This window comes from Waltera intestinalis (assembly GCF_009695995.1).
GTDB classification, from domain to species: Bacteria; Bacillota; Clostridia; order Lachnospirales; family Lachnospiraceae; genus Acetatifactor; species Acetatifactor intestinalis.
Genome location: NZ_VUMU01000009.1, coordinates 23,834 through 47,533, shown reverse-complemented (window position 1 = coordinate 47,533; position 23,700 = coordinate 23,834). Strand labels below are relative to the sequence as shown.

Here is a 23,700-nt window from a genome sequence, read left to right as displayed (position 1 = left end):
AACATCTTATAATACCTTAGATAAAAATTCCTGTAATCTGGGACTCTGCGGATTGGTGAAAAATTCCTGAGGGGTATTCTCCTCCACAATATTTCCGCCATCCATGAAAAGCACTTTTGTACCTACTTCTCTGGCAAATCCCATTTCGTGCGTTACGACCACCATTGTCATACCGCTCTCCGCCAGTTCCTTCATAACTTCCAGAACTTCTCCGACCATCTCCGGATCCAGTGCGGAAGTCGGTTCATCGAATAGCATTACTCTTGGATTCATGGCAAGAGATCTTACAATGGCAATTCTCTGTTTCTGTCCGCCGCTGAGGGATGCGGGATAAGCATCTGCTTTTTCCTCCAGTCCTACACGTTTTAACAGTTTCAGAGCATTTTCCTTTGCTTCTTCTTCGCCCATCAGCTTTAACTTCACAGGCGCCAGCGTAATATTATTCATGATCGTAAGGTTATTGAACAGATTAAAATGCTGGAACACCATTCCCATATGCTGACGGACTTTATTAATGTCAATCTTAGGGTCTGTGATATTCTGTCCGTCGAACCATATTTCACCACTGGTAGGTCTCTCCAGCAGGTTCAGGCAACGTAAAAATGTACTTTTGCCGGATCCGGAGGGGCCCACTACTACGATTTTTTCACCGGGATGAATATGATAACTTACCCCTTTTAACACCTGATTATCTTCAAAGCTTTTATGCAGATCTTTAACGATTATCACTCTTACGCAGTCTCCTTTCCAGTTTTGCAAGCAGGATGGACAATACCTTGGTCAATACAAAATAGATGAAGGCAATACCAAGCAGCGGTGTAAATACATCGAACAGCTTGGAAGTCATCTGATTGGCCACACGGGTAAGATCGCTCATTCCTACATAACCCACAATAGATGTCTCCTTGATCAACACGATAAATTCGTTGCCCAGCGGAGGCAGAATGCTCTTGAATGCCTGAGGAATAATGATATAACGCATGGTCTGGAATTTATTCAATCCCAGAGATCTTCCCGCTTCCATCTGTCCTTTATCCACCGCCAGAATTCCCGCTCTGACGATTTCTGCCACGTATGCTCCGGAATTAATACCGAACGTCAGGCTGGCGATCAGAACACTGTTTTTGCAGGTAGCCAGAATACCGGACCACATGATCAGCAATTGGACCGTGGTAGGCGTACCTCGGATAATATCAATATAGGCGCTCGCAATACGGGATGCTATAGTCTTCGAACCGTTTTTTCTCGTAGACAATTTTAAAAATGCTGCAATCGTTCCAATCAGGATACCAAGCAGTGCCGCAAAAAAAGAAACCTCTAAGGTTACTCCCAGGCCTTTCAGATAAAGCTTCCATCTGTCAGCTTCAATGAAGGCTGCATAAATATGTTGCCAGATATTTTGCATGTTATTTCCTATGCCTTTCTTGTAAATGTATAAATTTCCATTGCCTACCTTAATATAGCAAAAAGAAGAGAATGGCACAAGCCATTCTCTTCTTTTTTCGTGTATATTTTGTATAAAAATTACTCTCCGATGTACTGAGCTACCAGAGCATCAAAGGTACCATCTGCCTTAAGGTCTTCCAGTGCCTGATTGATCTGATCTACCAGTTCGCTTCCCTTGGGAAGTGCGATCGCATATTCCTCGGTCTCGAATCCAAACTCTGCACCATCGATGATCTTAACTTTGCCTTCGAACTTGGTGTTGAATACTTCTGCAGGGTTTTTGTCGATAATAACAGCATCTACTCTGCCATTTACCAGATCATTTACAGCATCTACAGCTCTGTTGTAAGTCTGAGCGGTAGCACCTTCAATATCTTCTGCCAAAAACATACCGGTAGTTCCCAGCTGACATCCAATGGTCTTATTCTTCAGATCATCTGCAGTTGCAATATCGGAATCTGCTGCAACGATCACATACTGTACTGCCTCGTAATAAGGATTGGAGAAATCCACCTGCTCCTTACGCTCGTCAGTTACGGTCATACCAGCGATAGCACCGTCAATTCTGTTGCCGATAGAGCTTACCAGAGAGTCGAACTCCATGTTCTCTACCTGAACTTCCATGCCCAGCTTCTCACCTACTGCCTTGATCAGAGCGACATCAAATCCATCGGGTTCTCCGTCATCACCAACATACTCAAAGGGAGGGAACTCAGCATTTGTACCGAATACCAGTACGCCGCCCTCTGTCTTATCGGCTGCTTCCGTTGTTGCAGCAGCTTCCGTTGTTGCGACAGCAGTCTCTGCCACACTGCTTTCAGCAGCCTGAGAACTCTCATTGGTTGCGGAATCAGAACCACAGCCTGTCAGCATTGCTGTGCACATTACAGTTGCAAGTAACATTGCGATTGCTTTTTTCATAATATTTTCCTCCTGTCTGTGTTTTGGAAACCACTATGGTTTCTAAACTTTAGTTACTATAGCACTTTTTAAAAAGATACGCAACTGTTTATGCATAAATATACGTTGTTCTAAAAACACTTTCGAGGAACGTTACGGAAAAAAATGCTGTGATAATATAAGGAATAAACGGCTGTGGTTCGCGCAGTCTGCCTCTTGGAGTAACATTTCCCCGAAACAGCTGCACGATTGTCAATAACACGACTGAGAGAAACATCTGTAGCAGAACCCCCACCATTCCGACTGCATTTCCGCACTCCGCCAAAGCACAGACCGAAAATGCATGACAATCCGCTTTTCCGTACATTCTGCTGAAGAGAAGCTGCTGCAGCATGACAAACACCAGTACAGCGACGATACCATGAAATCCTCCACCCGCCGTCAGTCCCAGGATTCCGGCCCACGGGAGGCACCACCACCATACATAATTATACACCCAGCAATTTCTACGATCCATGTATGCCGCACTCAGAAGGCCTCCGGCCAGCAGACAGCCGGCCAGCAGTCTGAGATTACTCACGACCCACCCATATTCTGTGCATTGCTCCGAATAGTTTACGGCCATCGCACCGAACACAGTCATGACATACATGAAAATCCTGTCACTTCCGTACCATTTTTCTTTATTCCCGCCAACTTTCAGCAGCCACTTTGCACTGCCTGAAATGATGATCGTCGCAAGTACTATTTTCCCCATGTCATCACCTCAGTCTGGTCCGCAGGTCCTCCAATACACTGCCTTTTACTCCGATCACGCTGATTCCTGGATGGTCCTCAAGCTTTTTATCTCCTTTATATGCCTTCACCGTAACTTCAAAATTCTCGTTTTCAGGAGTATACAAAGGCACCATAAACTGTAACTGTTCCGTAATACGATATCCCGGCTTGTCCCTATAGTCAAAAATACGATTCAGCTCCGGGCACAGATCTGTCATTTCTTTGGGGAAGATCACTTCCACACGATCCGCATATCCCCAGACTGTAAAAGTCAAGATACCGCTCTCACCGCAACGGAAGGCTGCATCCTGTGGTTCCCGTATTCTGATAATGTCAGCCTCCAATCCGAATTCCGTCGTTCCTTCGGATATTTCCGTTTCATTTCCCACCTGATCGCATGCATATGCAAACACAGTAAAGTCTCCGCTGAACAGAGCATCATCTTCTGTGATTTCCATCCGTATACTGCCATCTGCATCCGGATGATATGTTTTACTTACAGTATTGTCTGTATTTTGTATATTCACATAAAACTCCTTCACTCCACTGACAGCATCACTAGCCGTTATTGTTACATTCACCTTTCCGTCCCGCCTGTCGATCAGTTCCCTGTTCTCCAGCATTTCCATTCCATATATCACCGGCGGCTCTCCATCCGCGATCAGAGTAATCTTATTTTTTTCATCCAGTTCATGAAGCGAATAGATTTTACCTGCAACGGAATCGGCCTCTGCAATGGGAATTACTTGTATCCTCTGTCCGGACCGGTCCCCTGTGATCGTAAATTTTTGTACACCGGTAAGACTTTTACCTGAATCTGAGCGAACAGTAAATGAATACGGATATTGCTGTAATACTGTGGTTCCTTCCGTAGCATAAATTAAACCTTCAGCATCTGTGCGGACAGTTTCCACAGCTGTATCTGACGAAGGCGTACGGATAATATTCCGGGCTATTGTCCCTTCTTGTGTCCTTGTCTCATAAATTGTCTCATTCAGCTGATATTGCAAAGAGGCCACCCCTTTCAGATATGCCTGATGCTTTAATGTGATCGGAGTTCTTCCGTCAGCGCGTACATACCAGCACCTTTCTTCCGATGACGGAGCTACATTTCCGTCTTCTCCTTCCGGAATCAACTGGCCGGTATAAATCTTCCATGGCACCTCTGTTTCTTTGATGGTGAAATGTGTTGTAGCTCCTATATTTCCGGCAACATCTACTGCTGCCACATGGAGATACTTCGTGATTTTGTCAGCTGTCACATTTGTATGCGGTTCTGTGTTGAAATGTCCGTTAATTTTCGTTACATTCGTATCTTTTGCGTCATCTATAACCAGATAATATCCTGCAATCCCACTGGTCAATCTGTTTTGTGTAATATTCGATTCACAAAGCCGTACTGTACTTCCGGTCAGATATGATTCTGCCTTGTGATAATATACCGTTCCATTGTCCTTCGGCACCTGCCAGGTAACACGTACGCTTTTTTCATCTATTGCCTCATAAATCGCTTCTGCCGGTATTTTATCCGGCAGTGCACAATCTGTTGCCACAATACCGTTTAAATGTGATGTTTCCTGATATCCTACCATTTGGGATCGAATCTCCACACTTCCGTCGCCTCTGTTATTACCACTCATGCTTTCAAATATTTGTACACAATCCTCATTCACATAGTTACTTCCTCCATAGGCCGGTTTAGACGACAGCACCTGGCCTTCCGTATATCCACAGGTCGATGTCATTCCGCCGGTGAAATTCAATCCGGTAAGAGATGATGAAAACCAGGCATTGCTGCAATCGTGATAAAACTTAAAGTGCAAATATACTTTTGTAGTTCCCTCCGGCAAGTTAAAGTGAAATGTTCCTGAAAATTTACTTGTGCCCGGAGCTCCACCCCAGGAGCCATCCTCATTCTGCCACGAAGAGTTTGGTGTCTCACTCAAAGCATACACTGCATCCCGGAAGGTTCCGGATAGAATGATTCTTCCCGCCTGATTCAAAATACAATATTCTGATCTGTTCAGTGAAAATCTGCACCCATTCCCCCAACTGTCAGCATATACAGATACATTTAATTTGGTATTTCCTCTGGTATCAATCCCCTGATATCCGCTGGTATTCCATCCATCTGCGGCCCAATGAGGCCGGGCCCAGCCTGCTCTGATAACATGGTAAGTGTTGTCATCATCCTTTGTATGCCCTCCGACACTGGTGGCGGTATATGTATTACTGTGTGAAGCGTTAGCATACACAAAATGCTGCCAATTTCCGAAAGCCGGCGTATAAGAAGCATCCCGATAGCATCCGTTCGTATGATGATGGACGATTTTCTCCCCGGCACTTCCTCCCAGGTATCCGGCACCGCCACCGGCCATTCCATCCTGTCCGTCACTGTTTTCTGTCACTCCCGCCATACTTCCTCCGGCACCGCCGTTTCCCGCAGGAGATGCACCGCCGCCTCCCCCGGCGATCAGCAGAATCCCTTTGCGGTCCGACACAACGCTTGTCTTCCCGCCTCCGTTTCCGTAATCCGTGGCGCTGCCACCTCCGTTCACTCCATTCTGACCGCCCACAAAATAGGTAAGCTTCTCTCCCTGTTGCAGCCAGAATGTACCCGTAACACTCCCTCCGTATCCTCCACTGTTTGACTCATAATTTTGTCCCTGGGCCCCTTTCGCCGTTATCGTATAGAGACCTGTATACGGAATAAGAAATGTTTTTTCTTTTCCTGTATATTCCTCCTTTTTGTTCACCTCCGCTGCATTACTGATATCGTCTGCCGTATTCACTCTGGTCCAGGCACCATTCTCCCGTTTCTGAAACAGAAGATACGATTTGTCTTTTTGATCTGCCTGCGACCATGTCAGATCTACCGCCCCTTTTCCCTCGTTGGCTCTGTAATTGTCCGTCGATTGTAGCTGCAATGTCACCCAATGAGCATACAATGTCAGTGAGGCGGAGGGGATGATCCTGTCCCCCGGAGCGCCCGCCGGCTGCGTAAACTTTGTATCATAATACCATCCGCCGAACGACCAGCCTTCTCTGGATGTGGCCGGCAATGTGACCGGATCCGGCTGATATACTGCTTTTACCGTATCCGTATGTCCGTCTGCAGCGGGAAATATATAACTCCCCCCGTCTATCTGTCCCTGGAATGGCAGGATCCTCATCCATTCTTCGAAATGATTAGTCCCCCTGACCGGTGCCACCGGCGTACCTCCGTTGGTCTCAAACTTTATAAGACAGCCTTCCGGTGGTTCTATATGTGCTTCCTGCAATGCATATTTTTTTTGATACTCCCCTGTAACTGAAAAAACACTTTCTCCGTTATAGCTTCCTCCTGCTGCATCTATCTTCAAAGTACTTTTACAGGGACGCCATTGTGCGTAGAGAATCACCGTGCCGTTGTCTTCCTCCGTCCATGTGGTCCTGTCTTTGTAATCAGCCGTAGACAGATTGTATATTTCTGCACGATCCCCATAAGAGATACCGCTTCCGTCCGGCCTGGTATTCCATCCGGTGAACACATATCCGATCCGGGAATAATTATTTACCACAAGATGTGTGACCGGCGTTACTTCTTTTCCCTCATAAAGTACAGCATTATCATACATATGATAGCTTTCTTCCATAAAGCCATGGCAGGACTCAGCATTTGCATCATAGATAATCCTATACTGATTGTTTGAGATTGTCTTACATCGGTGTGGTGAAAATGTAACTCCCTGTTCCAGATTACTACAAAACGGACACAAATAATAATAGGTCACAGGGTTTTCTTCGCTACCCAGATCCATATACTGTATCGTCTCCGCCGCTTCCCTGCTCATATAAATATTCCACCATTCTATCGGTTCTCCGCAATCCGCACACAACGGCTTCCAGCCGGAATAATAATACCTATGACATTTTTTCATGCCAAACGAAATACCATGCCATCCGAGGGGTGCTCCATATGCATTATGAATACATTGTGCACCGCGCAAAACAACCTGCCATGCCCCTATGGGTACTTCCCCTCTCCGGCTGGATCTGTAATAATGTTCTCCCTCCTGTAATGCCTCCAGGGAAGATTTGATTCCGGTATACACTGTCGTTGTTTCGTTTTCGTCATACCATTTATAGTTCCGGTCCCCAGCACAGGTTGTCCATGCTTTCCCGTCCGGGCTGAATGATACATAACTGCTGTTGTAAATCGTCTTTTTTTCGGAGGCCTGTACATGCCCGCCCGGAAGCAACAGCACAATTCCCAGTGCAATTCCCATGATGCTGTACAATGCACAGCGTATTTTCTCCGTCATGCCGCTTCTCCTTCCTGGTGTATCCCGGGGCACTGTCAATCGCAGACCTTAACGACTCTGAGCGATCCTTTTGCCAGATTTCTGTAAAAATCATCTACTTTACCGTTGTCCATGTAAACATTGATCCTCTGCGCAGGAGTCGTTGTATCTCCACTGTCTATCGCATTTCCGTTTTGATCGAAAACCTGCTGCACGAACAAATTCTTCCAGACCGGCTTTTCTTTGGCTGTTTCTTCTTTATCAATACAATAAATATGAATCCTGTCCCCCGCTCGCAGGACTCCTCCCACTGCCTGATACAGATCTTCCGCACGAAATCCGGCAATTACAGCTTCTTCCATCTCTCCGGTGATCTGTTCTTCACTTTCCAGCATTCCCCGGGTCACAACACTGCCTTTTTCAATCCGGTGTACCGCTATTCTGCCTGTGATTTCATCCATATTCTTTATTGCCGTGTCCGGTACGATCTTGCGGTCGATCTCTACCGTCTGTACATAATTCAGGATGTTGTCTTCCGTGATGCTTTCTCCCTTCGGGAGATCGTCGATTGTTACACAGACTGTGATTTTCTCATACTCGGTCAGAACCTTTTTTTCTGCCTGAAGCATTATGATAAATACTGCTGCCGCCGCTATGAATGCCGCCAGAATACTTCCGTTCCATATTTTATTTTTTGTGCTTTTACTCATTTCCCGTAACTTTATTTTCTGTAATTTCATTTTCCTTCTCCCTGTTGTCATTTCTTATAACATCTACCAGTTTTCCCTTATGAGCCATCACGTGTGTCCCCAGAAATCCTTCCACAGGATAAGCGATCTCACTGTACACACCGGTTTCTTCAATCAGCTGACCGTTCGGTGCATGAACATTTCCAACATTTCCGCTCCATACAGATACCGTTCCATCCCGATCTCTCTGCCATATCTCTACCAGATCGGACGTGACATTATAGATTGTGTAATTCTGTATTTCCACCTGTCCAGAGATCATTCTCCGGTTCTGTGCCATAAAATGATTATCCAGTCCGAGATTTTCTCTCAGTGCATGACAGTACCTCTCATATGCCTGTTCGGGATCTGTTATGAGTACTTTTTGCGTAATGCCGTATTCTTCTATATCGATGACAGCCGAGGCCAGATTCGACAATGCCAGGGCATCTTCCATATACATGGCAGATTCTCTGTACAAAGCAACCTGCAGCTGCATACATAACAGTATTGCCAAAAACAGTATCAGGAACAGTCCAAGCACCCAGGAAGCCTGCCCCCGTTCTCTAGTTTTTCGCTGTAGATACTCTTTTTTCATAAATTTCATAAGTTTCCCCCAGCCGGCCATGAATCTGCAATACAACGTCATTTCCGTATCCCGCCGGATTTAATGTACTTCCCTCATAATCAATCCCTGTCATCCCCAGCTTCTCCAGTTCTGCGGTCAGCTGCGTCTGATCCTGAGCCGCCAGATAGCCGACCGTTTCCATCTTGAGCAGATAACATCGTGCCAGCTGACCCACTTCCGCCTTTTTGGCAATCAACTGTACATTTTCCATATAACTTATCATTACCGCGGTGAGTGCCAGGATGCACAGTCCCATTGTCAGTATTTCTCCTACGTTTCCGGCTTCTTTTTTTCGTCCTGTCATACACTCTCCTGCCTTATACACCGGTGAGAATATCTGCCGCTTTTGTCTGCATTGCCGTCACGATCGTCTGTATAAACGTCGTCAGACTGTCTTTCATGACCACACACAGCAACAATGCAATAATGCATAGTCCGACTGTCACCAGAATCCCATCGATTCCCGGTTCTCTGCTTAAGGCATGTTTTTTAATTCCGCCCACAATCTTTTCCCAATTTCCGTGTTTTTTCTCTTTCATTTTATTTCGTTCCTTTCGTATTTTAATATTTTTATATTTTGTATTTTTGTTTTTTCATTGGCCGGCTGTTTAGAATTTCACTGCCGCACGGAACATATATCCCACACAGGCATACAAAATCACTCCCAAAGTCGCGCCCAGCATCCCCAACTGGTAAAATGTAATGCTGCGGTCCAGTGCATTTTTCTGATGATTTAGGACTGTTATCTCCATATCCTTCAGCTGTTCTCCCATATCTCCCAGGAGTTCCACAGCTTGTCCGGATTCCCCCGCCTGGATCAGTGTGATGCACAATGCATCAATTTGCCGGTTATCAAACTTTCCCTGAAAAGCTGACAAAGCCGTCATAAGATCAGACTGCATTACAAGATCCCCCGCCAGTTCTATCAGGGCCTGTTGCAGGCGCCGTCCTTTCACACTCTGACAACATTCCGTCAGAGCATCCGCGACATAAATACCGGCACGGATCTGTACCTCCAATGCCTGATAGATCAGCTTGATCTCCGTCAACATATTGCGATTATCCCTCTCATTCATATATATCAACAGCAGTTCCGGCAGAAAATACAGCACCGTTGCTGCCAAAACAGCGTATCCGCATCCGATTTTCAACAGACTGATCGCCCCCAAAAAAGCCAGCACGATTCTACCTGTTAAGTACTTCATGGGAGTAATCGTTTTTCCAAAATGATATTTTGCTCCGTTACGGATCAATTTTCTCTCTGTCTTTTCCGCCCAGCCGATATAGCCTTTGCTTTCCCGTATCATTCCCGTAAATTCTTCCATGGTGTGCAGCAGGATTTCCGGTGTTTTACTCCTTCCCAGACGAAAAACAAACACTCCGCCGAAGACAGCTCCCAATATCTGCGGTATCCAAATAGTTTTCCAGTACATTCTCTCATTCTCCTCACATTTTGGTATCTACACAACATTTGTGTTTATCTTCGAAACCCATATACCTTGCGCAGGAACAATCCAAATATGATCCCATAGATTCCCAATGCCAGGTGTCCGGGTAACGTATCTGTTACGATCTTCCAGACAGATACATCGATCAGACGATCCACTGTCATCAGAGCGAATACCGACATTGCCGCCAGCAGTCCCATATTGATCGCTGCTTCCCTCAGCATTCCTTTTCGTTCCTCCTCTGTCCTAAGATATTCCCGCACAGAACGTCTGCTACTGTCTACCAGTGTTGTCAGATCTGCCATGTAACGTATACTGATCTCCAGATTTCTGGCAAGTTCTTTGAACTTCGGATGTTCCACCTTTTCCGCCATTGCCAGCAGTGCCGTGGAGGAATTTCCCGTCATCTGCGCCTCATAGGCGCATTCCTCCATCACTCCTTTCAGTGGCTCTTCCATATATTTACTCACCTGCCCCAGGACACCGGTGATCTCCCCGGCAGTCAGGCTGTAATTTCCCAGGAAATTCAGGCACTTTAAAATATTGTCATTTACCGACCGGTATTCCAAGAAACGAAAGGTGTTCAGGAGAATCATCTCGACAGCCATTGTGATCATCAGATACAAAAGTGAAGTTATCATTTTGCACCCAAGCACCTGTGTCCCTCCGAAGACAGCCGCAATCAGCAGTACATTTCCGGCAACCCATTTTTCTGCTGTAAAATGGGGCATTCTTCTGCGCAATCCACTGTACCGTAAAACCTCTTCTATCCTGTACCAGACATTATTTTTTTGTTGAAATTCCATCAGACGGTGCCGGTTCTCTACTGCTCTCAGTTGTGACGCACGATCCATTCCTTCCCTGGTCCGGTGCAACAGCTCCCATAGCTTCTCCAGCCACCTCATCCGGCCAAACAGAAGCAAAAAGCCCATAAATAATAAACAGACAATCCATACGTATATGATCATAAGTTCCTCCTGTGTAATGATCAAAACAACCTCTCATATTCCAGATTCTCTTTCTCTGCGTTCCAGCCCAGGCAGGCAAATATTTCCTTGACCCTGTAATGTTCCATGAAGATCAGTGTCTGAAAGCAGTCCATCATTTTCATCAACTCATTGCGTGAGTATCTACTGTCATACATTGCATAATCCACTATTTTCTCCGGAGCTCTGTCAGCGGACGGAGCATGCACTGTAGCGGCACAGATCTGTCCCGTATAAGCTGCATTCAGAAGATACAGTGCCTCTCCGCCCTTCACTTCTCCGATAATGAAAAAATCCACATCCATGGTAAGACCGGCAATGCTGATATGCTTCAGATCATAATTCACTGAGCTCTCCGAAGCACCCGGCAGGGAATGCAGAAACATCATATCCGGATGGAAAAGTGTCGTCAGTTCATCCGCCTGTTGGGCCACCAGTATCGCCATATCATCCGGCAAAGTCTCTTTAAGTGCATTCAGCAGTGTCGTTTTCCCGGAGGAATTGCCTCCGCAGATCAGTGTGGACCCCTGCCGGAACCTTTGCACCAGCAGTTCCGCCGTTGCCCTGTCCATCATGTTCTTCTCCACCAGTTGCGCCATCATCGGAAAATTCTTCGGAACTTTACGAATACAGAGATAAGGTTCGCTGTATGTATTCACGATCGGCATGGACAGTGTAAAACGAAATATAAAATCCGGATGACTTTCCGTATCCGTAAATCGCTGAATCGCATTCAGATTGGAAATATTCACCTGATTTCTGGTCGCTATATAATCAATAAACTGCCGATATTCTTTCTCGGAAGCAAAGGCAATGCCTGCATCCATACGTTTCCCCTCTCTCTTGATCCGAATGCAGTCATGGCTGACTACACGGATATCCGAAATACTCCCATCATCCATGAGCGGTGACAATCTGGAATAGCCGAACACATATTGCTCGAATTCTTTTAAAAGATCCGCCTGTTTTTCCACCGGTAAATGATAATTCTGCTCTATGTGTTTCAAAACTTCCCGTAAAAATTGTTCCTTACTCAGAATTCCTTTTTTCACCTGCACCAAAAGAATCTGCTTTTGCGTAAGGAAATCCTCTACTAATCGCTGTAAATCCTCTTCCATTTTTCCTCCAATCGCATATTTTGTTGTAGCCGTTCCCTGTTATTACTTCTTCTGTAATGTGATGTGTGGTCGAACATGACCGGATAAAAGATGCCGACGCTCTGACTGTCCCGTCGGGTAATATGCAGATTACTCCTTCTGCCATGATATGTCAACGCTTTCAAAACTATTTCCTGATTTTCGGAATAGTGCCCAAACAAAAACCGCAGTCCGGGGATTTTTCACTGAAAATCCTGTCAGACTGCGGTCTCGCACCTTGTATATTTTGTCTTTGTCTATTTTGTCCTATCATACTCACATTCCTGTTGCAACAGCAATGCATCAAACGCCTCCACCGGCATAGGATGGTGAAACAGAAAGCCTTGTGCATCTGTACAACCGCATCCCAAAAGAAAGCTCTTCTGTTCCTCTGTTTCCACTCCCTCAATCACGATATGTACTCCCAGCTGCTGCAGCATGACAATGGTATTGCGGATAATTATCCGGCTCTTATCCTTTTCCAGATCCCGGATAAACTCTCTGTCGATCTTGATTTCATCCAGTGTCTGGTTCTTCAGCATATTCATAGTCGAATAACCGGTTCCGAAGTCATCCATGGACACCAGGAATCCCCGCTCCCGCAGGCTTTCCATGCGGCGATACATACCTGCCTCGTCCTCCAGGAAGGCGCTCTCTGTCAGTTCCAACGGAACATACTCCGGCGGAACATCATATTCCTCCCTGAGACGGATCAGTGTCTCTGCCAGTTTTTCATCATAGGCATGTAATCGGGATACATTGATGGAAATGGGGACAAGCATCCGGTCTTCCCGGTGCAATTTTCCCAGATAAGCAAACACCTTCTCCCAGATATATTCATCTACATTGATGATAAATCCGTTTTTCTCCAGTACGGGAATAAACTCTCCCGGTGGCACCAGTCCCTTTTCCGGATGTTTCCAGCGCACAAGCGCCTCGCCTCCGATCACTCTTCCGTCCCTCATATCGACCTTGGGCTGCACATACAGCTGTAGTTCTCCGTTCTCCAGTGCGGACACGATATCATTTTCCACCTGGCGTTCTCGCATCTTCTGACTACGCATTTTTTCGTCAAATACTGCATATGTCCGATATACTTTGCCTTTGATACTGTTCATAGCCATCGTGGCGCAATCCTTCAGATAGCTGATGGCAGGGGCTCTCTCCGGTGAGATTCCGATTCCAAAGGATGGTTGTACACGGTAAGCGAACGGAAAGTCAGTTATCTTTTTTCTGATCTCCCGCACAATAATTTCCAGTTCCTCTACTTCCTCATAGCTTGTGCATAAGCAAAAGATATCTGCTCTGATATGGCAGGCATAGCTATCCGGCCTGTTATTCTCATACCAGTCAAAGCAAGACGCAATAAATCTTAGCAATCTGTCTCCTTCGTCTCTGCCGCAGAACTCATTCACAGCCTTAAACTGTACAATATCCATAATTATGACACTGTATTTTTTATCCGGCTGCTGCTTGATCATTTCACCGCACAGATAGAAAAAAGAATTGATATTATGCAGATTTGTCAGCCCTGTTCTGTTTTTTTCTACATTTTCTTCCGCCATTTTTCTAAGAGAATACAGATATAATTCTTCTTTTCCGGCATCTGTTTTCTGCGGAGAAGATTCAATGATTTCCTCTGTTGCTTTCTGATACGTCATAGGCACCCTCCTCAAAACATAAATCAGTCCCGATGAATGCTTTTATTATACTTCATTTTGTTGATTTTTTCTACTATATGCCGATTTTTATTGTTTTTTTTAGGAAAAATGATATAATATGGGTGTCTGTAAAGTTATTTCAGAGAGGAGCGTACTTTATGTTTTTACTTTTAGCCGGCGGACTCTTGATCATCCTTTTGGCAGTAGTGATCGCCGTAGTATCCTCCGTGGTATCCGCAGTTGCGGCAGCTACCGACGATGCAGAAGACTGACATTCCGGACTTCGGATTGTCAGTTTTCTTCTCCCCGTTCGATTCTCGCCGCCAGGTCTTCCAAGTACATCCAGCGTTCCATCTTTTCTTCCAGCTGCTGTTCCGCAGCCTCTTTTTCCTGTGTCAATTCATTGAGTCTCACGAAATCACTGGCATATTTTGAAAAATCTGCTTCCAAAGTTGCAATTTTATCCTCTAATGCCGCCATTTCGCCTTCAATGGATTCATAGTCTTTCTGTTCCTGGTAAGTGAATTTTAATTTGCGTTTCTGTCCGTTTTTCCAGTTTTTAGAAGTAGTTTCCTCATCGGCGTTCTTCGGCTGGGATGCTGCCGCCGTTCCTGTGCTCTCTGTGTTCCCCTCCGCAGCTTTCCTATTGGCATAATCTGTGTAACCGCCCTCATACTGCACCATGCGGGTATCCTCCAGGGCGAAGATCCTGCGGACCACACGATCCAGAAAATACCGGTCATGGGACACGACGATGACAATGCCTGGGAACGTGTCCAGATAATCCTCCAGTACCTGCAGGGTGGCAATGTCCAGATCGTTAGTCGGCTCATCCAGGATCAAAACATTCGGTGCCCCCATCAGGACTTTGCATAACTGCAGTCTGCGCCGCTCTCCACCGGACAGTTTTCCCAGCTGTCCGTACTGGTCCTCCCCGGAAAAAAGAAACCTCTCCAGCATTCTCGCTGCCGTGATCTGCCCATCCTCCGTGATGATATATTCTGCCACATCCCGGATGTAATCAATGACTCTCTGCTCCGGATGCATCATGGTGTCGTCGATCTCCTGGGCATAATATCCCAGCTTCACGGTCTGTCCGATCTCGATGTGTCCGCTGTCCGGAGCCACTTCACCCAGGATCATTTTCATTAACGTAGTCTTGCCGCTTCCGTTGGGTCCGATGAATCCCACCCGGTCATCCTTGCCGAACAGATAAGTAAAATCGCGGATCAGGACTTTATCCCCATAACTCTTGGACACATTCTCGATCTCCACGGTGGTCCGTCCCAGTCTTGATGCTGCGGAGGTCAGTTCCACCTTACCGTCCGTCACAGGACCTTTCACATTTTTCAGTTCCTCAAAACGCTGTAATCTCGCCTTCTGCTTCGTGGAGCGGGCTCTGGCACCGCGCTGCACCCAGGCAAGCTCATTCCGTAAGATGTTCAAACGCTTTTTCTCACTGGCCTGCGCCATCTCTTCCCGCTGCATTTTCAGTTCCAGATAGCCGGAATAGTTGGCATCATAAGAATAGATCTTCCCCTTGTCCAGCTCCAGGATCCGGTCAGTGACGCTGTCCAGGAAATACCGGTCGTGAGTGACCATGATCATGGCACCTTTTCTGCGGCGCAGCTGCTCCTCCAGCCAGTCGGACATGGAATTGTCCAGATGGTTGGTAGGCTCGTCCAATAACAGGATCTCCGCCGGGGACAACAGTACCGATACCAGTGCCAGACGCTTGCGCTGTCCGCCGGACAACTGCCCGCAGGGCTGGTCAAATTCCGTAACACCCAGTTTTGTCAGCATGCTTTTGGCATCCGCCTCGATGGTTCCTGCGTTTTCCTCCACGCGGTTGCCCCGCAACACCGCTTCCAGTACGGTCTCTTCCGGTGCGAACTCCGGATTCTGCGGCAGATAACGCACCAGACAGTGATTTGCCTTGATCACGGTACCGTCATCGGTCTCTTCCAGCCCGGCAATTATTTTTAATAGTGTAGATTTGCCGGTTCCGTTAATACCAATGATTCCGGCCTTTTCCCCTTCCTGTAGGAAAAAGGAGGCTCCGTCAAAAATCTTGCGTACTCCATAACTTTTGGTAATATTGTCAACAGTCAATATATTCATCTGTACTACCTCATATTTTCAGAATTAATTCTCTGGATGGCTTATCTAAACTTTTTTCTCAAAGAATCGTATCATTTTTCATGTGCTATGCTTCCAAATGTAGTATACTATAAATAATCTATTTTAGGAAAGAAGGTTTTCGCATGAACTTAAAAGATGCTGCTGCGAATCTGAATCAGGCACACCCGGAGGATACCCTGCATCCCCTCTATACTCCCTGGGGGGAATTGCTGATGCGATCCGGTTCTTATGATGATATCCTGTCCGAATATCCCCGGCCGCAGATGAGACGTACAGATTATCATATGCTGAACGGTCTTTGGGAATATGCCTTTGTGCCCGCAGATGGGAGCAGTTCCTCGGAGGATCCTGCACATTTTACCGCTCAGGGTATCATCCGGGTTCCTTTTTCTCCGGAAGCCCTGCTTTCCGGAGTTCGCAGACGGCTGGAGCCCACGGAGTACCTGTGGTACCACCGGAAACTTTCTTTTTCCACGGAAGAGCTTTCCCAAAAAGAGGAAAACATGCACTGCATTCTGCATTTTGACGCGGTAGATCAGGAGGCAACCGTTTTCCTCGGCACAAAGCAGCTTGGCATCCACAGTGGCGGCTACCTTCCTTTTTCCTTAGACATCACGGAGTATGTAAATGAGGATCCTGTATCCCTCTACGTAAAAGTCCGGGATCTGACCGACACCGGTTACGCCACCAGGGGAAAGCAGACCCTGAACCGCGGCGGCATGTTCTACACTGCCCAGAGCGGCATCTGGCAGAGCGTCTGGTACGAATGGGTTCCGGAAAACTATGTGATCAATTATAAGATCACTCCGGAGTACAACAAGGCTTCCGTAACCTTCGTTCTGTGTTCTCCAAAGCCGTTCAACCATCTGGAATTCCGGGTAAGTACCCCCTCCTGCGACGGAACCCTCGCGCAGGAAAATACCGGTTCACTCACGCGGATGCGTGTACGTAAAATTTCTGAGCAACAGGATTCCTTTGGGCTCACGCATACCACGGTAGTACTTTCTTTTCCCGCCAGCGTCACCTATTCCGCAGCAGATCCCGCTGATGCACCGGAGCCTGTGAATTTCAAGCCCTGGAGTCCGGAACACCCCTGGCTGTATCCCTTTACTCTGACTGCCGATGGTGATACCGTGGAAGGGTATTTTGCCATGCGCTGCTACTCCGTAGAGCGAGATTCTAAGGGTATCCCCCGCTTCTGCCTGAATCACAAGCCCTATTTTCTCCATGGGATCCTGGATCAGGGCTACTGGTCCGACGGACTGATGACCGCTCCCTGCGATGAGGCCTTTGTCTATGATATTAACCTTGCAAAAGGCCTGGGCTTCAACATGCTCCGGAAACATATCAAGATCGAGTCTCTGCGCTGGTATTACCACTGCGATCGTCTGGGAATGATCGTATGGCAGGATATGGTCAGCGGTGGCTCTACCTATCATATGCCCTGGGTGTGTTATATGCCAACATTGTTTCCCCACATGTCCGCCCACACGAAGGACAATCATTACGAACTGTTCTCCCGTAGCTCCGAGGAAGGCCGGAAAAGCTGGGAGCAGGAATGTTTAGACACCATAGATCATCTGTACAATGTGCCTTCCATTGCCGTGTGGGTGCCTTTCAACGAGGGCTGGGGGCAGTTCGATGCCGCCCGTATCGCGAAAATGGTGGCAAAAAAAGACCCCACCCGTCCGGTAGACCATGCCAGCGGCTGGTTTGACCAGAAAGGCGGGGATTTCCGAAGTATTCATAACTACTTCCGTCCGTTACAGGTAAGATTGGATGGAAAAAGGGCTTTCGTTATCTCGGAATATGGTGGCTACGCCTGCCATATCGCTGGGCATTCCAGTGTGAACCGCGTCTATGGATATCAAAAGTACGACACCCCGGAAGAAATGGCTGCTGCCCTGAAACAGTTATTTTCCAGGCAGTTATTTCCTCTGATCTCAAAGGGCTTGAGCGGTGCGGTATACACGCAGCTCTCCGATGTGGAGGAAGAAGTCAACGGCCTGGTGACTTACGACCGTCGTGTTGTCAAACTGCCTGTGGGACATCCGTTTGCGGCACCATCCTCTTTTGCAGCACCTTACTCACATGGAAATAAGCCGGAATAAGGAAGGCATCTGCCATCAGCCATGCAATGGGGCTGCCCAGGCATACCCCGGTGAAGCCGATGATGGGCACCAGTCCAAAGCCTGCTAATGATCTTGCTATCATTTCGAAGACACCCGCTAAAATGGCGAATTTCGGGAAACCCATACCCTGGATCAGGAAGCGGACAATATTCACCAGTGCAAGCGGAATATAGAATGCTGTATTCCATAACAGAAAAACACGCACGTTGGCAATGATCTCTGCCTCGCCGCCGTCCACGAACAGCTGCGCCAGCGGACCGCCGAAAAATACGGCGATCAGAAAAGCAATGACGGAATATCCCACACCCAGTGTTACACAGGCTTTCAGTCCCTTGCCGAGACGATACAGTTTACCGGCGCCCACATTCTGTCCACCGTAGGTTGCCATGGTAGAACCCATGGCATCAAAAGGACAGGCTAAGAAGCTGCCTATCCTGCCACCTGCAGTCATAGCCGCAACTGCCGCAGAACCTAAGGTGTTGGCTGCAGTCTGTAAGATTACGCTGCCGATGGCGGTAATGGAATATTGTAATCCCATGGGAACGCCCATGCCGCACAGCACCATCATCATATGTCCGTCCACTTTCCATTCTTCCCTGCGGATCCGCAGGATCTCGAACTTTTTCACCATATAGACCAGACACGCCACACCGGAGACTCCCTGGGAGATCACCGTTGCCCAGGCTGCCCCCGCCACGCCCATGTGCAGGGAGATAATAAAATACAGATCCAGCACAATATTAATAATGGAAGACAGCACCAGGAATACCACGGGAGTCTTGCTGTCGCCGGTAGCACGGATCACGCCTGCCACGATATTATACAGATACACTGTAGGGATACCGATGAAAATAATAAAAATATAATCATAAGCCCCATCAATAATATTCGCCGGTGTCTTCATCCAGACCAGAATATTCCGGCACAGAATTGCCGTCACCACGGTCATAACCACGGAAAATACCAGTCCCAGCCAGGCACAGTTCGCCACATACTTACGCATGCCCACATAATCTCCGGCACCGAATTTATGAGATACGGGGATGGCAAATCCGTTGCAGACACCCATGCAGAAACCGATAACCAGGAAGTTAATGGATCCGGTAGAGCCTACTGCCGCCAGATCATCCACACCTAAGAAACGTCCTACGATCATGGTATCTACCAGATTATAAAACTGCTGGAATAAAAATCCGAATAATAACGGCACAGCAAAACTGATGATAAGTTTCATGGGGTTGCCTTTTGTCAGGTCTTTTGTCATGGTAATATCCTCTCTGGTTTTGGTAGCTACGGTATTTATCAAGGTTTTCCGGTAACTTTCATAGCTCTTTATTTCTATCGTTGAGAGTATATACGCAGCGTTTCCAAATTGCAATATCTTTTTGCTGATTTTATCATTTTTCGTTATACTATTTTTTCTATTTTGCCAAGCGTTCCGCATAATATAACGCCTCTGCCGAACAACCCGGCAGAGGCGTTTATTGCATATATCAGTGTCTATTTATTTATGTAATTGTCCCTTATGCGAAAGGATTCTCGGTCGGATACAGCATTCCCTTCGGCTGGTTGAAATTCAGATCTTCTACCGGTACGCCAATGTACTTGAATACTTCGTACAGAGCCTTGCCGAAGTGTCCGAATGCTACGGCACCGTGGTGAGGGAAGTTCTTCTCGATCAGTACGTGACGATAGAAACGTCCCATCTCGGGAATAGCGAAAATACCGATACCGCCGAAGGATCTGGTCGCAACGGGAAGGACTTCACCCTGTGCAATGTAAGCGCGCAGCTTGCTGTCTGCAGTAGACTGTAAGCGGTAGAAGGTGATGTCTCCGGGAAGAATATCTCCTTCCAGAGTACCCTGGGTAACTTCTTCAGGAAGGGTTCTTGCCATGATCATCTGGTACTTCATGTTGCAGGAGGTCAGCTTCTTGGAGTTGGTATTGCCGCAATGGAAGCCCATGAAGGTATCATTGTGAGTATAGTTAAATTTACCCTTGATGGACTCTTCGTACATATCATCGGGAACGGTATTGTTAATATCTAACAGAGTTACGGTATCTGCGCTGACACAGGTTCCGATGAACTCACTTAAGCAGCCGTAGATATCTACCTCACAGGATACGGGAATTCCCATACCGGTGAGACGGCTGTTCACATAGCAGGGTACGAAACCAAACTGGGTCTGGAATGCAGGCCAGCATTTGCCGGCAATCGCTACATACTTACGATACCCCTTGTGCGCCTCGATCCAGTCTAACAGGGTCAGCTCATACTGAGCCAGCTTAGGCAGTACTTCGGGCTTATGATTGCCTGCGCCCAGCTCTGCTTCCATCTCTTTTACCTTAGCCGGAATTCTCTCATCTCCGTCATGCTTCTTGAAAGCTTCGAACAGATCCAGCTCGGAGTTCTCCTCGATCTCCACACCCAGATTGTACAGCTGCTTGATCGGTGCGTTACAAGCTAAGAAATTCAGAGGTCTGGGTCCAAAGGAAATGATCTTCAGATCGCTTAAGCCCACGATAGCTCTTGCAATGGGAATGAACTCATGCAGCATATCTGCGCACTCTGCTGCAGTTCCCACAGGATTCTCAGGGATATAAGCCTTGATATTACGAAGCTTTAAGTTGTAACTGGCATTCAGCATACCGCAGTAAGCATCGCCTCTGCCTCCTACCAGATCGTTCTGGGTCTCTTCTGCTGCCGCGATGAACATGGCAGGACCGTCAAAATGCTTTGCCAGTAAGGTCTCGGAGATCTCGGGGCCGAAGTTGCCCAGATATACGCACAGTGCATTACAACCTGCCTTCTTAATATCTTCCAATGCCTGCACCATATGGATCTCGCTCTCCACGATACATACGGGACACTCATAGACACTGTCGGTGCCGTACTTCTCGGTGTAAGCCTTCATCAGAGCTTTTCTTCTGTTCACGGAAAGGCTCTCGGGGAAACAGTCACGGCTGACAGCCACAACGCCAATTTTTACTTCGGGTAAATTACTCATTTTGTAATCCTCCTGTTTTCGTTTTCTTTTTCTCTAGATTATTATTTATTTTGCCGCAGATTCCGCCCATCCACAGAGCGAAATCCAGCGTTCAAACCCTGCTACATCATGCCCACTATTTGCTGACATCCAAATTCTCTCCAATCAGTCCGATAAAGCTTCCCTCGGAAAGTCCGCCCTCCGCATGACCGATCAACCACTTATTCGTAGCGGCAAGCAGTGCATCCTCACTGGGAGCGCGGCCATGATCCACTTTCTGATGGGTTCCCTGAAGCGGATAATTGGTGCCCTGGGGCAATACAATTGCCACCTGAAATCCCTGTCCGTCTACGCCGCAGGGAGCATAATGCAGAGAAGTAGCGAAGACTTCCACACCGGTACCCGCCGGTACTAAAAATGCTTCCATCTTAGAAGTATCATAGGTAAAATCCTCTGCCACATCTGCCAACTGTCCGAGGAGCAGAATGGCATCCGTAGCTGCCACATTGATCTCAGAACTTCTGTGATATTCCACAGCATTTAATTTGGAATTATGACCATTACAATAGCCGATCTGTATGGGCATCTCTCCGTAGGTGACCGTCTCCAGTTCTTTTTTCACAGGTAGTGCTTCCAGTGCGTTGACCCCGGGCTCATATACCACTTCCTCGGGAATCGGAGTCTTCTTCATCTCCTCCACCAGTTCTGTGAAATTCACGTTGGTGATCACTCTGCCGTATTTTCGAAACGCAGGATCCTTTACCGACAAAATTTTCATTCTACTCTACCAACCTTTCTCTATTATAGCACAATCTGAAAATAACGAGGTTCATTTTGTTATGTCGTTGTTTGATTTTTCTATGATATTATTTAATAATCTCAAATAGCGGTTTGCATGCCGGATAGATCTGGCGGAATTTCTGATAACGATCTTCATACTTCGCTGTCAGCTCCGGATCCGGTTCTACGGTTCCTGTGACTTTCACAAACTTCTCCGCAATTTCTTCCACACTTGCATATTCGCCGCAGGCTACCGCTGCCAGCATGGCACCACCCATGGCCGGACCCTCTTCACTCTCAATCACATCCACCTTCAGATTCAGGATGTTGGCGATCATCTTCTTCCACAGCGGGCTCTTCGCTCCGCCGCCGCAGATCTTGGTCCGTTCCAGATGGATCCCCAGAGATTTCGCCACCTCCAGAGAATCTCTCAGGGCAAATGCTACACCTTCCAATACCGCCTGGGTCATATCGGCTCTTGAGGTGTCCATGGTCATGCCGATAAAGGTACCTCTGGCATTGGGATCGTTATGTGGAGAACGCTCACCCATGAGGTACGGCAGGAAATAGACATGATTCTCTCCAAGCTTACTGATCTGTGCCTGTTCCGCGGCGTAATCCTTCGTTCCGATGATCTCATCCATCCACCACTTATTGCAGGATGCAGCACTTAACATGCAGCCCATAAGATGATAATGACCGTCTGCATGTGCAAAAGAATGCAGAGCATTGTTCTGATCCACACCGAAATGATCAGAAGAGATAAAAATCGTTCCACTGGTTCCCAGAGAAATATTACACATATTATCCCCAACGGTTCCGGTTCCCACAGCCGCTGCCGCATTGTCTCCGGCTCCCGCCGCTACCACTACATTGTGTGGAAGTCCAAGTTCGTCTGCCACCTCAGGCAATACGCAGCCCACCTTTTCATAGCTTTCATAACAGGTTGCCAGCTGCTCTTCCCTCACACCGCAGATCTCACACATTTCCTTTGACCAGCAGCGATTCTTCACATCAAACAAGAGCATACCGGAAGCATCCGATACATCCGTACAATGTACACCGGTCAGCCTATACGCAATGTAATCCTTCGGAAGCATGATCTTTTTAATCCTTGCAAAATTCTCCGGCTCATTCTTTTTCACCCAGAGGATCTTCGGTGCGGTAAAACCGGTAAAGGAGATATTCGCGGTATACTCCGACAGCTTATCCTTGCCGATCACGTTGTTCAGGTAGTCACATTCCTCGGTGGTTCTGCCGTCATTCCATAGAATCGCCGGGCGGATCACCTGATCCTTCTCGTCCAGAATGACAAGTCCATGCATCTGTCCTCCAAAGCTGATGCCTGCCACCTGATTCTTGTCTGCGTCTTTTAAAAGCTCCCGGATGCCCTCCATGGTCTGTTCATACCAGTCCTGAGGATTCTGTTCCGACCAGCCGGGATGCGGGAAATACAAGGGGTATTCCCGGGATACAATATTGCAAATATTCCCCTGACTATCCATTAACAGCAACTTTACCGCTGACGTACCAAGATCAATCCCAATATATAGCATACTCTTCCTCCCATTTTAATCTGTACGGCATTTTTTGTCCCATAAGTTTCATTTTATTTATGTTTACTGTTTACTTCCGTTTCGCCGCCTTTATGTGCTCGTGCACGCTA

General features: G+C 47.2%; 19 protein-coding genes. 1 reads left to right on the top strand and 18 read right to left on the bottom strand.

Annotation, left to right across the window (positions count from 1 at the left end):
* Positions 1–6: 6 nt before the first annotated feature.
* From FYJ59_RS08590 to FYJ59_RS08525, 14 genes are all read right to left on the bottom strand, one after another.
* A complete protein-coding gene (locus FYJ59_RS08590; RefSeq protein WP_022153725.1) occupies positions 7–729 on the bottom strand; it encodes an amino acid ABC transporter ATP-binding protein in 723 nt (240 codons plus the stop codon).
* Entirely contained in the window at positions 716–1,405 is a 690-nt protein-coding gene (locus FYJ59_RS08585) for an amino acid ABC transporter permease (protein ID WP_022153726.1), read from the bottom strand. Before FYJ59_RS08585 ends, FYJ59_RS08590 begins: the two co-directional genes overlap by 14 nt.
* A gap of 119 nt (positions 1,406–1,524) precedes the next feature.
* Entirely contained in the window at positions 1,525–2,367 is an 843-nt protein-coding gene (locus tag FYJ59_RS08580) for a basic amino acid ABC transporter substrate-binding protein (protein WP_154496478.1), read from the bottom strand.
* Between the two features lie 88 nt (positions 2,368–2,455).
* Positions 2,456–3,103, bottom strand: coding sequence for a hypothetical protein (locus tag FYJ59_RS08575; RefSeq protein WP_154496477.1), 648 nt, complete (start codon positions 3,101–3,103; stop codon positions 2,456–2,458).
* A gap of 4 nt (positions 3,104–3,107) precedes the next feature.
* Positions 3,108–7,427: an InlB B-repeat-containing protein gene (locus tag FYJ59_RS08570; protein WP_154496476.1), complete on the bottom strand. Its 4,320-nt coding sequence runs from the start codon at positions 7,425–7,427 to the stop codon at positions 3,108–3,110.
* A gap of 35 nt (positions 7,428–7,462) precedes the next feature.
* Positions 7,463–8,146 (bottom strand): SAF domain-containing protein, encoded by a 684-nt coding sequence (locus FYJ59_RS08565; protein WP_205839503.1) that lies wholly within the window; start codon positions 8,144–8,146, stop codon positions 7,463–7,465.
* Entirely contained in the window at positions 8,109–8,741 is a 633-nt protein-coding gene (locus FYJ59_RS08560) for a hypothetical protein (RefSeq protein WP_154496474.1), read from the bottom strand. The genes FYJ59_RS08565 and FYJ59_RS08560 overlap by 38 nt, the downstream gene beginning before the upstream one ends.
* Positions 8,701–9,066 (bottom strand): hypothetical protein, encoded by a 366-nt coding sequence (locus FYJ59_RS08555; RefSeq protein ID WP_154496473.1) that lies wholly within the window; start codon positions 9,064–9,066, stop codon positions 8,701–8,703. Before FYJ59_RS08555 ends, FYJ59_RS08560 begins: the two co-directional genes overlap by 41 nt.
* 13 nt (positions 9,067–9,079) lie before the next feature.
* Positions 9,080–9,301, bottom strand: coding sequence for a hypothetical protein (locus tag FYJ59_RS08550; RefSeq protein WP_154496472.1), 222 nt, complete (start codon positions 9,299–9,301; stop codon positions 9,080–9,082).
* Positions 9,302–9,370: 69 nt separating this feature from the next.
* Positions 9,371–10,195: a type II secretion system F family protein gene (locus FYJ59_RS08545; protein ID WP_154496471.1), complete on the bottom strand. Its 825-nt coding sequence runs from the start codon at positions 10,193–10,195 to the stop codon at positions 9,371–9,373.
* A 44-nt stretch (positions 10,196–10,239) separates the two neighbouring features.
* Positions 10,240–11,178, bottom strand: a complete 939-nt coding sequence (locus tag FYJ59_RS08540; RefSeq protein ID WP_022153735.1) for a type II secretion system F family protein — start codon at positions 11,176–11,178, stop codon at positions 10,240–10,242.
* Positions 11,179–11,198: 20 nt separating this feature from the next.
* Entirely contained in the window at positions 11,199–12,314 is a 1,116-nt protein-coding gene (locus FYJ59_RS08535; RefSeq protein ID WP_022153736.1) for an ATPase, T2SS/T4P/T4SS family, read from the bottom strand.
* A gap of 275 nt (positions 12,315–12,589) precedes the next feature.
* A complete protein-coding gene (locus FYJ59_RS08530; RefSeq protein WP_154496470.1) occupies positions 12,590–13,993 on the bottom strand; it encodes a putative bifunctional diguanylate cyclase/phosphodiesterase in 1,404 nt (467 codons plus the stop codon).
* Positions 13,994–14,284: 291 nt separating this feature from the next.
* Positions 14,285–16,114 carry an ABC-F family ATP-binding cassette domain-containing protein gene (locus FYJ59_RS08525; protein WP_154496469.1) on the bottom strand — a complete coding sequence of 610 codons (1,830 nt, stop codon included), beginning with the start codon at positions 16,112–16,114 and terminating at the stop codon, positions 14,285–14,287.
* A 143-nt stretch (positions 16,115–16,257) separates the two neighbouring features.
* Here FYJ59_RS08525 and FYJ59_RS08520 point away from each other — a divergent pair, with 143 nt between their 5' ends.
* Entirely contained in the window at positions 16,258–18,246 is a 1,989-nt protein-coding gene (locus FYJ59_RS08520) for a glycoside hydrolase family 2 protein (protein ID WP_154496468.1), read from the top strand.
* Here FYJ59_RS08520 and FYJ59_RS08515 read toward each other — a convergent pair.
* From FYJ59_RS08515 to xylB, 4 genes are all read right to left on the bottom strand, one after another.
* A complete protein-coding gene (locus tag FYJ59_RS08515; protein WP_154496467.1) occupies positions 18,167–19,531 on the bottom strand; it encodes an MATE family efflux transporter in 1,365 nt (454 codons plus the stop codon). The two genes, FYJ59_RS08520 and FYJ59_RS08515, sit on opposite strands and share 80 nt — an antisense overlap.
* 259 nt (positions 19,532–19,790) lie before the next feature.
* Positions 19,791–21,275, bottom strand: coding sequence for an L-fucose/L-arabinose isomerase family protein (locus FYJ59_RS08510; RefSeq protein ID WP_118550016.1), 1,485 nt, complete (start codon positions 21,273–21,275; stop codon positions 19,791–19,793).
* A gap of 115 nt (positions 21,276–21,390) precedes the next feature.
* Complete coding sequence (locus FYJ59_RS08505) at positions 21,391–22,032, bottom strand: DUF4867 family protein (RefSeq protein WP_154496466.1); 642 nt, start codon at positions 22,030–22,032, stop codon at positions 21,391–21,393.
* A gap of 88 nt (positions 22,033–22,120) precedes the next feature.
* Positions 22,121–23,590: a xylulokinase gene (gene xylB / locus FYJ59_RS08500; RefSeq protein ID WP_022153744.1), complete on the bottom strand. Its 1,470-nt coding sequence runs from the start codon at positions 23,588–23,590 to the stop codon at positions 22,121–22,123.
* Between the last annotated feature and the right edge of the window lie 110 nt (positions 23,591–23,700).